General features: G+C 46.3%; 10 protein-coding genes. All 10 read right to left on the reverse strand.

Annotation, left to right across the window (positions count from 1 at the left end):
• Positions 1-1,080, reverse strand: coding sequence for a M20 family metallo-hydrolase (locus RIG68_RS28660; RefSeq protein WP_350130451.1), 1,080 nt, complete (start codon positions 1,078-1,080; stop codon positions 1-3).
• A gap of 5 nt (positions 1,081-1,085) precedes the next feature.
• Positions 1,086-1,868, reverse strand: a complete 783-nt coding sequence (gene argB / locus RIG68_RS28665; RefSeq protein ID WP_350130453.1) for an acetylglutamate kinase — start codon at positions 1,866-1,868, stop codon at positions 1,086-1,088.
• A 147-nt stretch (positions 1,869-2,015) separates the two neighbouring features.
• A complete protein-coding gene (locus RIG68_RS28670) occupies positions 2,016-2,378 on the reverse strand; it encodes a hypothetical protein (protein WP_350130455.1) in 363 nt (120 codons plus the stop codon).
• Between the two features lie 44 nt (positions 2,379-2,422).
• Positions 2,423-3,886, reverse strand: a complete 1,464-nt coding sequence (locus RIG68_RS28675) for a SusD/RagB family nutrient-binding outer membrane lipoprotein (protein WP_350130457.1) — start codon at positions 3,884-3,886, stop codon at positions 2,423-2,425.
• Between the two features lie 11 nt (positions 3,887-3,897).
• The gene (locus tag RIG68_RS28680; protein WP_350130459.1) at positions 3,898-7,050 is read right to left on the reverse strand and encodes a SusC/RagA family TonB-linked outer membrane protein; all 3,153 of its coding nucleotides are present in this window, start codon (positions 7,048-7,050) and stop codon (positions 3,898-3,900) included.
• Positions 7,051-7,499: 449 nt separating this feature from the next.
• On the reverse strand, positions 7,500-8,450 hold the full coding sequence (locus RIG68_RS28685) for an N-acetylornithine carbamoyltransferase (RefSeq protein WP_350130461.1): 951 nt from the start codon (positions 8,448-8,450) through the stop codon (positions 7,500-7,502).
• Between the two features lie 71 nt (positions 8,451-8,521).
• Complete coding sequence (gene argC / locus RIG68_RS28690) at positions 8,522-9,508, reverse strand: N-acetyl-gamma-glutamyl-phosphate reductase (RefSeq protein WP_350130463.1); 987 nt, start codon at positions 9,506-9,508, stop codon at positions 8,522-8,524.
• Positions 9,495-10,688 carry an argininosuccinate synthase gene (argG, locus tag RIG68_RS28695; RefSeq protein ID WP_350130465.1) on the reverse strand — a complete coding sequence of 398 codons (1,194 nt, stop codon included), beginning with the start codon at positions 10,686-10,688 and terminating at the stop codon, positions 9,495-9,497. Before argG ends, argC begins: the two co-directional genes overlap by 14 nt.
• 35 nt (positions 10,689-10,723) lie before the next feature.
• On the reverse strand, positions 10,724-11,389 hold the full coding sequence (locus tag RIG68_RS28700; protein ID WP_350130467.1) for a GNAT family N-acetyltransferase: 666 nt from the start codon (positions 11,387-11,389) through the stop codon (positions 10,724-10,726).
• A gap of 226 nt (positions 11,390-11,615) precedes the next feature.
• Positions 11,616-12,200 carry a DUF502 domain-containing protein gene (locus tag RIG68_RS28705; protein ID WP_350130469.1) on the reverse strand — a complete coding sequence of 195 codons (585 nt, stop codon included), beginning with the start codon at positions 12,198-12,200 and terminating at the stop codon, positions 11,616-11,618.
• Positions 12,201-12,268 lie beyond the last annotated feature (68 nt).

Genomic DNA, 12,268 nt, shown 5'->3' on the forward strand with positions numbered 1-12,268 from the left:
TCAAGCAGGCGTTGGTTTGGTTAACACTTCTTCCAGAAGACGAATGTATATTTTTATCCCCTCTTCTATTTCTGAAAGGTAGATAAACTCATCGGCAGTATGAGAACGCTCTGACAGTCCAGGCCCCATTTTTACGGTACTAAATGGCATGAGCGCCTGATCTGACGTGGTATCAGAGCCAAATAAATGGATGTTTTGGTTTTTAGCGGCCAAAACAAGTGGGTGCTCAACGGGAATAGTCGATGGGTTCATTCTCATCGACCTGGGAACCACTTCCGAACCAACACCCTTCTTTATAAAGTCGACTATCTCAGGCAAAGTATAGCAATCGTTGACCCTCACGTCCACCACAAACTTGCACGAGTCTGGAATCACGTTATGCTGCGACCCGGCGTTGATCACGGTCACCGACATCTTCACTGGCCCCAGCCACTGCGAAGTCTTGGGCAGCTTCTGAGCTCTGATCCAGTCAATATCTTTTATCGCCTTGTAAATAGCATTTTCTCCAATGTCTCTTGCTGCATGGCCGGCTACACCTGTGGCCTCGCAGTCAAGCACCATCAATCCCTTTTCGGCCACTGCCATATTCATGCCCGTGGGCTCACCCACTACCCCTACTTCCACATTTTCCAGCACCGGCAAGGCAATTTCTATCCCTTCCTTGCCCGACACTTCTTCTTCTGCAGATGCTACCAGATAAACATTGTAGGATAAATCAGTTTTGTAGTAGAAATGCAGAAAAGTGGCAATGAGCGAGACCAAAGGCCCGCCAGCGTCGTTGCTACCCAGCCCAAATAGTTTCCCTTCTTCCACATGAGGAAGGAAAGGATCCCTGGTATACCCCTTGTTGGGTTTGACGGTATCATGGTGAGAGTTGAGCAAGATCGCAGGTTTGCCAGGCTCAAAATGCTTGTTCTTTACAACGATATTATTCTGCACCCTTTGCACGGGTACTCCATGCTCCTCAAAAAAAATCTGGATAGCATCACCGGTCCGGTCTTCCTCCCTGCTAAAAGACTGGATAGCAATGAGGTCTTTCAATAGCTGGACTGACCCTTCGGTCAACTCTTTTACTGTCATGTATTCTATTTTTCTAGCTGGAGCGTTGTGCCCGCCTTTTCATTTGAAATATTAGCGAAGCCCACAATTCGTATTTTCCTTATTCCTTCATTCAGGGCTTCGAAAGCGCTTTCGAGCTTGGGTATCATTCCCGAATGTATTTGTCCGGAGGCTTTCATTTCAGCAAAGCCCGCTTCATCTATCTCTTCAACCAAAGAATTGTCGTCATCCACATCGGTGAGCACTCCGGCCTTATCAAAGGCAAAGATGAGGGTCACTTCATAGTGCCGGGCCAAAGCCACCGACACCACCGTTGCCATCGTGTCGGCGTTGGTGTTAAGCAATGTCCCTTTCCCGTCGTGGGTGAGCGGCGCAATCACCGGAACCGTTCCTTGCTCAACGAGATCATTCAGGGTATCGGCATTTACCTCGACAGGATCGCCCACATAACCCCAGTCAACTCCATCATCAGAAGGACGCTTTACGCTCACTATCAGGTTGCCATCGGCACCCGTCAATCCAATGGCGTTCACCTTGCGGCTTTGCAGGTTTGCGACTAACTGTTTGTTCACCAGGCCACCATACACCATAGTCACCACTTCAAGTGTGTCTTTATCAGTTACCCGCCTGCCATTCACCATGTTTGGCTTGAGGCCAAGCTTAAGAAGGTACTGGTCGGCTAGCCTTCCTCCACCGTGTACCAACAGTTTATTTCCCTCCAGCGCTGTAAATGCTTTAAGAAATTGACTGGAAGACTCCTCATTTTCCAGCACCCCACCACCAACTTTCACTACCGTTAAATTCTTCATTACTCTTTAGGCCTCTACAAAATCATCTTTCGAATGCAGCCTCAAAAATATACTTCTATATGTAGTAAAAGGAATAAAACAGAAAAAAACCCATGAGGTTTCACTCATGGGTTCCCGGATGCTAAAGTTTACAAGTTTCTTTTTTTGCTATTTGAAGATTCTAAAGGCGATTCCTTTATATTCTCCAGCGTATTCATTTGGCTTAGTATCTGTAAAGTCAATCGAAATGGCTCCGTCAGTTCCCGTTTCAAAGTTCCCCAAAGCTACTCCGGCAGCGAAAACTTCGATCGACAACCCGGCTACCGGAATTGTATCAATCCCAACTGACTGATTCAAAATACCGGACTTGTCAAGCTCATAAAAATACGCCATCACATTGTCCGTTCCGTCCTCGGTCACCAGCAGCACTGGCGACGCTACCCTTGGCAAAATGAGTTCATCCTCTTTTTCACAGGCTGCAAAAACAAGTGCCACCACAAAGATTTGAGCAACTATATATATATTTTTCATCTTTTCTACGCTTGATTTAGTTAACATCATTTTTTCACGTCAGATTATTCTACCCACCAGAGAGCTGTCTTCATGTCGTCTGGGCCGCCATTGAGTGCTGCGCCAGCTTCAACATTTGTCCCATTTAATGAGTACTCAGTGGAAGGATACACTAACCTGGTAGGAAGCACACCGTCGTTTTGAAACAAAGCCCTTGGATCGGCCGCAGGAAGCACTGGAAAACCGGTGCGTCTCAGCTCAGTCCATGCCTCTATCCCCTGCCCAAATAGTGCCACCCACTTTTGAGTGATAATATTTTCCTTTGAAACAGGGCCTAAAGACGCAACAAATCCCGTCGGCATAGTTGCATCATATTGGTCAAATGAAGCTTGAACGGCCTGGTCAAAATACACCTGAGGGTCTCCCGTGATATCTCCTTCCAAAGCGGCTTCTGCTTTCAAAAACAGCAGTTCGGTATAGCTCATAAGGATAACCGATGACGTTTCCTGAGCAAAATTATCTGGATTAATGATGGCACTATAGCCCAGGTAATTTGAGCCAACAGAACCCGGCAGCCCATTGGGCGTTCCCAAAATCTCACCCTCAGCAAACTCTCCCGGCGTCGCAAAAACTGACAGCCTTGTGTCTCCCATTTCGCTCATTTTGTCAACAAGTGTGCTGCTCATATTCCAGTCGGTTCTGCCCTGAAGGATGAGGATATCATGCCAGGGGTTGTTGGTCGGACGTGATCCGTAAGTCAAGGCAGCCATATCAGCATTGCTTTCCATCATCGGATAGGTGGCCGGATCATCAAGCATCGCTTGCATTATCGGCCCCGAACCTGCCACAATATGCGCTTGTCTGTTCAACAGTCGAAAGCGGAGCGAATTGAAGAACTTCTTCCACATCACTACATTTCCATTGAAAAGAATATCTCCGGAAACGCTTGGCCCTGAAGCGTCAAGGAGGCTATTCGCTTCCTCAAGGTCAGCAATAATGCCAGCGTACACAGTTTCCTGCGAGTCGTAGGCCGGAGAGAAAATCGCCTCTGCGTCTGTACCTCTGGCTGCCTCGGAATAGGGAATGGCTCCCCATACATCCGTTAACATAGAAAATATCCACGCCTTCATACCAATCCCAATTCCCATGTAGTTGGGATTGTACTTATCGCCATCAGGGCCTGCTATTTCAACAATCTTCTGAAAATTGATAAGTCCATCCGTATAGAAAACCTCCCAGTTAGAGATGTTAACAGAGGGTTGCACATTGTAATTGTCTCCTTCATTCTCATAGATATTTCTGGAAATGTATCCTACCCACGACATCGCATGGTCAAAGTTGAGCCTTTGGTTTCTGGTCTTATTTCCCCAGTAGTTATCGATGGTAGTTTGCAATGCCTGTGGTAACAAAAACTGCGCACCTACGCTTACAGGCCGGTTGGGATTTGTGTTCAACTCTTCAAAATCTCCTGTGCATGAAGCCAGTATCAGCACCACAACACTCAGTGTAATTGATATATATTTCTTCATTGTATGGCTATTTAGAATTTAACATTTACGCTGAAACCCATGCTCCTTGTGCTGGGCAGCTGACCGTAGCTGTAGCCCAGGCTTGCACTGCTAATTTCGGGATCAGCATGAACCGTGTTTTTGAAAAGGATAGCAAGATTGCGGCCTACCACAGACACAGAAACTGACTGAAGGAAATTATTGCTCATCCATTTTGCAGGCAGGGTATAGGACAAAGATGCCTCTCTAAGCTTTACATAAGTACCATCAAAAACGGCGGCCTCATGGTACTGGCGACCGCTGTAGTACCCGTAGAAGTTACGAGCAGGAACCACCACATCGTTGGTGACATACTGTGGGCTTTCCTCAGTTCCCATATTTTTGACACCTGCGCCAATCACTCCTTCCTCACGACCAACTCCGGTTTCTTCCAGCACACCAGTCACTCTTTGCAAGCTTACTCCCATGTCGTAAAGTGCCCCACCTTTCTTCATGTCAAAAAGCACACTAAGGGCAACTCCCTTGTAACTAAATGTATTAGACACTCCAGCCAGCCAATCAGGCGTAATATTGCCTATCACATGCTGTCCGGCGAGGTTATAAGGGTAGCCATTTTTATAAAGCAACTGCCCGTCATCAGCCCTGGCAAATTTGTTACCATAAAGGTTGCCATAAGGCTCGCCGACACGTGCCTCCAGTGAAGCGCCTCTTTCAGACCACAAAGTCAGAGAGGTAAGCCCATCGGCCAGAGCAACGACTTCGTTTCTGTTTTTTGAAAAGTTAACCCCTATATCCCATCTCAGGCTGTTGGCAATTTGCACCAGTGTTCCGTTGAGTTGGATCTCCACACCTTTGTTTTGAATCTCTCCTGCATTCAAAACTCTGCGGGTATATCCCGAAGCTCTTGAAATATCTACACCAAGAATCTGATCCCGGGTGGTTTGATTATAATAGGTCAAATCCAGACCAATCCTGCCGGAAAGAAAGCGCAAATCGGCACCTAGCTCAATTCCCGTGGTAATTTCTGGCTTGAGGCTAGAGTTGGCAATCTCCTTGCTTTCGGCAAATTTCGGGATAGCTCCATCCCACAGGCCTGTAGGACTAAACACCTGCTGCAGTAAATACGGGTCGGCGTCGTTGCCCACCTGCGCCCAGCTGGCTCTTACTTTTCCAAATGAAAGTACTGAGTTCTTTATCCCCAGCATCTCAGTAACTACACCACTCAATGATACAGAAGGGTAAAAGAAGGAATTATTAGAGGCTGGCAAGGTGCTTGACCAATCATTTCTGCCTGTTACATCAAGAAACAGGTAGTTGTTGTATCCAACCTGAAACGAACCGAACAAGCTATTTACCTGCGATTCCTCTACCGTACTGGCATCGATATTGGGAGAGGCGTTATTTCCAAGGTTGTACACCTCGTCAATGGTAAGCTGCTGAACTTCTGAGTAGTTGCGCTTATAATAGTTGACTCTTGAAACTCCTCCTGCTTGTGCTGTCAATTTCAGATCAGGGGTCAAATCTTTGTTCAAGGTAAAGATGAAGTCAGAGTTGGTTTCTTGCCTCCTAAGTACCTCTTCACTATAAGAGCCTCTTCCAAACGAGTTCCTCGTTCTTTCATAGGCAATAATGTTCAGTCTGGTATCAGTCCAAACATCCGTCCCTGACCGTACCATCAAACTCAGCCACTCGTTGAACTCATAGTTCAATGCAACATTGCCAAGAAACCTGTCTTTTTCATTGGGCCGCACAAGCACCTCTTCGATGAAGTAAGGATTGGTGAAATAGGTGTGCTGCCAGTTAGGTGGCTCGGTATTGCCCGCTCTCTGGATATGCACATCTTCATAGTCCTTATAATTGCGAAGCTTATCATAGTCAACATCCCTATGGTGCCAAATGAAAGTTTGATTACTCAGGAAGTTCCTGTTATCAGATCCTGATTTAATATACTCGCCAATCGTTGTGATCGACAGTTTATCAGTGAACTTATAGGTTGAATTCAGCCTGAAGTTGTTTCGCCAAAAGTTGTTGTTGTGAACAATTCCATCCTGATCAGTGCGGCCAATTGCCAGGCGAAAGTTGCCATTATCATTTCCACCAGAAATAGCCACTGTGCTAACCGTAGTTCTGCCGGTTTCCCACCACTGTTCCCAGTTGTCTGGCTGCGCTACAAGTGGAGCAGTTTCTGTACCCGTCCACCACTGCCGAACAAGTCTGCCGTCCAAAGGCGCACCCCAGCTTTCATCCGTACCACGGGTGCCCTTGAAGCCATCCACAGTACCGCTCCACCCGTCGGCATACCACGATCTGTATCCGAAGCCTCCACCGTAGGTGTTCTGGAACTTGGGTTTAACCAATGGATTCTCAAAGGTGGTGCTGAAATTGGCATCAACACCAATACCCTTGTTGTTCTTCCCGCTCTTGGTCGTAACAAGGATAACCCCATTGGCAGCTCTTGACCCATAAAGCGCCGCTGCATTTGGCCCCTTCAAAAGGCTGATCTCGGCAATGTTGTTCGGGTCAATTTCCGAAAGACCGCCTCCAAATCTTTGGTTATTAGTTCTTTCCGTCGACGTACTATTCGACGTTTGTTGAATGGGCACGCCATCGATGACAACTAACGGTTGGTTGTTACCGCTTACCGAGGAAAAGCCACGAATGATAAACTCCGGACTGCCTCCAGGCACGCTATTGCCCGACACTTGCAAGCCAGCCACCCTGCCCGAGAGGTTATTCACAATGTTTTGGTTGGGTACTTTGCTAACAATATCTCCTCCCACACTTTGTATAGAATAGCCCAGCGCTGCTTTGTTACGCTCCATACCAAAGGCAGTTACAACTACCTCCGTAAGCTGCTTTACATCTGAGCTCATCGCTAAGTCGATAACCGACTGCGAGCCGATAGCCACCTCCTGGGTTTCAAGTCCAATAAAAGAAAAAACAAGGGTTTCAGCGTTCGCTGGCACTCCAAGGGAGTAATTGCCATCGCCGTCGGAAATGGTGCCAGTCGTAGCTCCTTTGACCACAATATTTACTCCTGGAATACCGCTCTTGTCTTCTTCTGAAGTCACTTTGCCTCTGATAATGCGTTCCTGAGCACTTGCAGGAAAAACAGAGATGCATTTAATGAATAACATTAGCAGAAAACTTCTTGCCAACATCAACGTCGTAGAATTGTTTTTCATAGATTACAGTTTTCGTTACAGATAGATCAATAGAATTCAAGCACGAACCGCAAATGCGGCGTGAGATCGAGGGGTGCTGCTAAAATGTCTGCGTATTAAAGCTCGGGTGTTGAGCCTGATCCAGGAGCTACTGAAAAGCGTGCACTGCTTAGGCTCACTAAATCACCAATCTGATAAGAGGATTATACTGTACTATATACTACCTAACTACTTTTTCGATCGTGGGTGTTGATCTTCAATAGAGCATTGTTATATATCAAAAATATCGCCGGATCGGTATAAAATGAAATTTTCAACCTACTAAATGCAAAAATCCCAAATATAAATCCAACGAGTCTAGACTTTTGCAAATTGGTTAGACCTAAAACATCTGATATTGATAAATTATTACCTAAAAGGTTAAAAAAGTATCATTTTCATTAAAATGAAAATGATACATTGAATAACAATCAATGCTTTAACTCTTTCAATAGTTCCTTCAAAACTCGTTGCGTAGCAAATTCCCGGTTGGCTGCCTGTTTCACCACTATACTATGTGGCCCATCCAATACGTCATCGGCCACTTCTACATTGCGGCGAACGGGTAGGCAGTGCATAAACCTGGCCTTATTTGTCCACCCCATCTTCTCAGCATCAATGATCCATTCCGGTGCATCCATGAATTTGCCATAGTCGTTATAGGATGACCAATTTTTAGCATAAATAAAATCTGCCCCTTCAAACGCCTTCTTTTGGTCATGCTCTATTACCGCACCTTTAGTATACTTCGTCCCAAGCTCAAGTCCTTTGGGGTGGGTAATCACGAACTCAACATCCGCTTTATTCATCCATTGAGAAAACGAATTGGAAACGCAATGGGGAAGGGGTTTGATGTGTGGTGCCCACGAAAGCACAACCTTTGGCCTCGGCTTTGGTTGATGCTCGAGTATAGTAATCAAGTCAGCCAGCGATTGCAGTGGGTGCAACGTAGCCGATTCCATGTTAACCACAGGCTTCCCCGACTTGGTAGCGAAAGCAGTTAATATTTTTTCTTCGGAATCATCATCTCTGTTCTCTAGCCCCGGAAAACACCTGACGGCCAACATATCACAATAATTGGCCATTACCGGCACAGCTTCTTTGATATGCTCAGCAGCCTTTCCGTTCATTACGGCTCCATCCTGGGTTTCGAGTGTCCACAAGTCGCCCCCCACGTTGAGCACCATGGTTTGAATACCAAGATTAAAAGCGGCCTTTTGCACACTCATTCTTGTCCTTAAACTGGAGTTAAAAAAAACCATCCCCAGCATTTTCCCCCTTCCAAGGTGCATATCAGCCAATGGATTCTTCTTCAATTCGATCGCTTCTCTCGCAAAAGCCATCGGGTCACTTACGTCGTCTAAGGATAAGAAATTGTTCATTGCTTAGGTAGGTTTACTATGAGTCACGAAAGTTTGCAAACTTTTGGGAAGTTGCAAGGCTTTTTATTTTGCTAGAAAGCCACTCCCTTCAACTGGAGGCCGGTCCTCTCGTCCCAACCCATAGCAAGATTCATGTTTTGAACCGCTTGACCCGACGCACCTTTCAGCAGGTTATCGATCACAGAAATAACCACTGCTTTGCTGCCCGCCTTTTTTGGGTAAACCACACACTTGTTGGTGTTTACTACCATCTTCAAATCGGGATTCACAGAGGAGACATGTGTGAAGGGCGTTTTCTTGTAAAAATCAGTGTACTGCTTTACCAGTTTTGCCTCATCACCAGCATAGTCGAAATAAGCCGTGGTGATAATCCCTCTGGTGTAGTTGCCCCGGTAAGGAATAAAATTGATAGGTGGAACCTCCGCCAGCGAGGCAAAAGAAAGTGTTTCAGCCACTTCTGCCAGGTGCTGGTGCTCCATCACTTTGTAGGCAGACATGTTACCTTCTCTCCAGGTAAAATGGCTGGTAGGGCTAAGCGACTGGCCTGCTCCTGTAGACCCTGTGATCCCCGAAATGTGTATTTCACCCTTAAGAAGCCCGGCAGAAGCAGCTGGCAGCAGAGCCAATTCCATTGCCGTAGCGAAACAACCCGGATTGGCAATCAGTCTTGCTTTCTTCACCTTATCGGCATTGAGCTCAGGAAGTCCATACACAAACCCCAAAGGATTGGACGATAACCGGAAGTCATGACTGAGGTCTATCACCTTAGTTGACTCAGGGATGGCCTGCTCTTTTAGAAAACCGACCGAAGCGCCATGCCCCTTGCACAGGAAAACAACATCCGGCCAGGCATCAAACTTCTCAGCAAACAACAGGTCGGTCTCGCCAAACAAATCGGTGTGAATACTCGTAATAGGCGAACCAGCCTGACTTTCACTCACTAAATGGCTCAGCGCCACTTTGGGATGATTAAGGAGTATCCGAACAAGCTCCCCGGCAGTATAGCCCGCCGCACCCCATATGCCTACAGTTATCTTCAATTCTTTACTCTCCGGCATGCTCCCCTACTTTTTGAATGATCATTTGTTGCACTCCAAATATCTTGGCGAAGCCCTTCGCATCGTCGGCCGACCAAAGACTGTTCATTTCTCCATATTTACCAAACAGGTTATTCATTAAGTCAAACTTCGACTCGATACCATGCACCTGAAAACGATAAGGAGCCAGCACCACAAAGACTTTACCCGTTACCCTTGCCTGTGAGCTTTCCAGGAAGGCCTCCAAATTGCGGCAAGCCGGATCCAGCCAAAGGCCTTCATGCATCAACTGCCCGTACCAGAGAGACTGCTGCTCCTTGATCTGAAGCTGAAATTTACTCAACACATGCTTCTCAAGTCCCTGATGGGCTTTGATGAGAATGGCAGGTGCCGGTGCTTCAAAACCAACCCTTCCCTTAATGCCCAGTATTGTATCGCCCACGTGAATATCTCTTCCTATACCGTAGCTGCCACCCAGCGCATTGAGCGCCTTGATCACTTCCACGGGCTTCATTTTCTTTCCATCCAATCCAACTGGCTGCCCCTTCTCAAATTCGATGACAATGGACTTTGACGCCGACTCAGTAACCTTACTGGGGAAAGCTTCCTCGGGCAAAAAGCCGTTAGAGCCAAGCGTTTCCTTTCCTCCTACCGACGTACCCCAAAGCCCCTGATTTACTGAGTAAAGGGCCTTATCAAAGTTCATCTCTACCTTGTGGTCTTTCAGGAATTGGATTTCTTCCTCCCGGCTAAGTTTTTTCTCCCTTATCGGTGCTATGATCTCCTTGCCCGGGCAAAGCGCCTGAAAAACAAGGTCGAAGCGAACCTGGTCGTTGCCAGCGCCGGTAGAACCATGAGCAATCGCATCCACATTCAGTTGATTAGCAAGCCTTGCTATGGCCCTGGCCTGGAAAACCCGCTCAGCACTTACAGACAACGGGTAAGCCTGGTTTTTCAGCACGTTGCCATACAACAAAAACCTGATGCCTTCCTGATAATATTCTTCTACAATATTGAGCACCTGATGGCTGGCCGCTCCAAGTTTGTTGGCCTTTGTTGCCAATACATCCAACTCCTCTTTGGTAAATCCTCCCGTGTCAGCTAGAGCGGTGTGCACCTCGTAACCCAACGACTGCAAATAGATCAAACAATAGGAGGTATCAAGCCCTCCACTATAGGCCAATAAGACTTTCTTCTTCATTACTAATATTTTGTACGATGCTACCCGATGATTTTCTAAGCTCTTTGTAAGCTTACCCGCTCAGCAGTTTTCTTACCCGTGAATTTAAGAAAAGCTGCCCGCTTGAGCCTTACCAACCGCTCATAAACCTTTGATTTCTTAATGAAATTCCACCTTTTCTCTGACTGCTCTTTTGGGTCGAAAAGCATAGCCGTGCAAATACAGTTGGTTCTGTTCTTACTCATCAGAATGCTGTAATTCACGCAGCTAGCACATCCCTTCCAAAAATCCTCGTCTTCGGTAAGTTCTGAATAGACTACGGGTTCGTATCCAAGATCGGAGTTGATCTTCATCACCGGCAAGCTGGTGGTTAAACCAAACAGCTTCGCATTCGGAAACATTTTCCGTGAATGATCGAACGCCTTTTCTTTGATTCTCTTGGCGAGCCCCTCCTTGCGAAAATCCGGATGAACGATAAGACCGGAGTTGGCAGCAAACTTGCCGTGGCTCCAGGTTTCGATATAACAAAAGCCAGCCCAGTCCCCACTTTTAGTAAAGGCCACAATTGCTTTATTTTCCAGCATCTTTTTAGCTATGTATTCGGGAGACCTCTTGGCTATACCCGTGCCCCTTTTAAGAGCACTTTCCTCGATCTGCTGGCAGATTGTTTCAACAAACGGAACGTCGGCAGCTGTAGCTACCCTGACAGAAAATTGTGTCATTGTACAAAAACCCTACGGATAATAGTTTTGTGAAAAAAAGAAAAAAACAGACTGGGGGAGAAGAGGATACCACGTAGGTACCACTGGGGTATAGCAAGGCCTATGGCCTCGGAGTACTTGGCCTAAAATTGTTTACTGAAGGACAATATGTAAGTATTGTAAACAACTGTTTAGTAATTATGGGCACAAATGTATGTCGGTCAACGAATCAATACAAGCAATTGTTTCATTTTTTGGTAGTATCCCGAAATTTCTTTTTGTATTTCCCGAAAGAGTCAGTCATTCCTCCTGACACGAGAAAGGTCATGATCTCCATCGCAGGAATATCTAACGGTGTGATATTCGCCCTGTCCACAATATACAAGTCGCCTGCAATGCTGTAAGATATGGGAAAATATACGGCCACCTTCCCTGGTAAATTGATTGCTTTAAGATCCTCATTAGTTATAAAACCAATTCTTTGAAGTATGCCGTGCGCATCCATATTGACCACTACCGCTTTGTCAAATTTTCTCTTGTCACCTACAAAAGCCGTCATCAGGTCGTTAAACGACGAATAGATCATATTGACCAGCGGCAGCCTTTTCAGGATCTTCTCAAAATACTCAAAAAAAGGTTTAGTGATAAAGTAAGTGGCCAGGTAACCTATCAGCAGCGTACCTGCTAGTATCGCCAGGATGCCCAAGCCAGGAATGTCGATTGGAATCAGCCCATCAAGCCATCGCACCACCCCCACACTCACATAAACGGTGAGCGCAAGGGGCACCACAAACACCAATCCCTTTAAGAAATAACTTACTACTCTACTCATATGCAATAAAAAAGGCTTTGCAAGTTAATGCAAAGCCCTCTGTGTTATAGAAGTTTTGTTACGTTTTT

The sequence above is a fragment of the Imperialibacter sp. genome (assembly GCF_040222385.1).
Taxonomy (GTDB): Bacteria; Bacteroidota; Bacteroidia; order Cytophagales; family Cyclobacteriaceae; genus Imperialibacter.

Excerpts from the sequence above, each read along its gene's own strand:
- RIG68_RS28660 (WP_350130451.1), bottom strand. The coding sequence starts at position 1,080 with ATGACAGTAAAAGAGTTGACCGAAGGGTCAGTCCAGCTATTGAAAGAC.
- argB (WP_350130453.1), bottom strand. The coding sequence starts at position 1,868 with ATGAAGAATTTAACGGTAGTGAAAGTTGGTGGTGGGGTGCTGGAAAAT.
- RIG68_RS28670 (WP_350130455.1), bottom strand. The coding sequence starts at position 2,378 with ATGAAAAATATATATATAGTTGCTCAAATCTTTGTGGTGGCACTTGTT.
- RIG68_RS28675 (WP_350130457.1), bottom strand. The coding sequence starts at position 3,886 with ATGAAGAAATATATATCAATTACACTGAGTGTTGTGGTGCTGATACTG.
- RIG68_RS28680 (WP_350130459.1), bottom strand. The coding sequence starts at position 7,050 with ATGAAAAACAATTCTACGACGTTGATGTTGGCAAGAAGTTTTCTGCTA.
- RIG68_RS28685 (WP_350130461.1), bottom strand. The coding sequence starts at position 8,450 with ATGAACAATTTCTTATCCTTAGACGACGTAAGTGACCCGATGGCTTTT.
- argC (WP_350130463.1), bottom strand. The coding sequence starts at position 9,508 with ATGCCGGAGAGTAAAGAATTGAAGATAACTGTAGGCATATGGGGTGCG.
- argG (WP_350130465.1), bottom strand. The coding sequence starts at position 10,688 with ATGAAGAAGAAAGTCTTATTGGCCTATAGTGGAGGGCTTGATACCTCC.
- RIG68_RS28700 (WP_350130467.1), bottom strand. The coding sequence starts at position 11,389 with ATGACACAATTTTCTGTCAGGGTAGCTACAGCTGCCGACGTTCCGTTT.
- RIG68_RS28705 (WP_350130469.1), bottom strand. The coding sequence starts at position 12,200 with ATGAGTAGAGTAGTAAGTTATTTCTTAAAGGGATTGGTGTTTGTGGTG.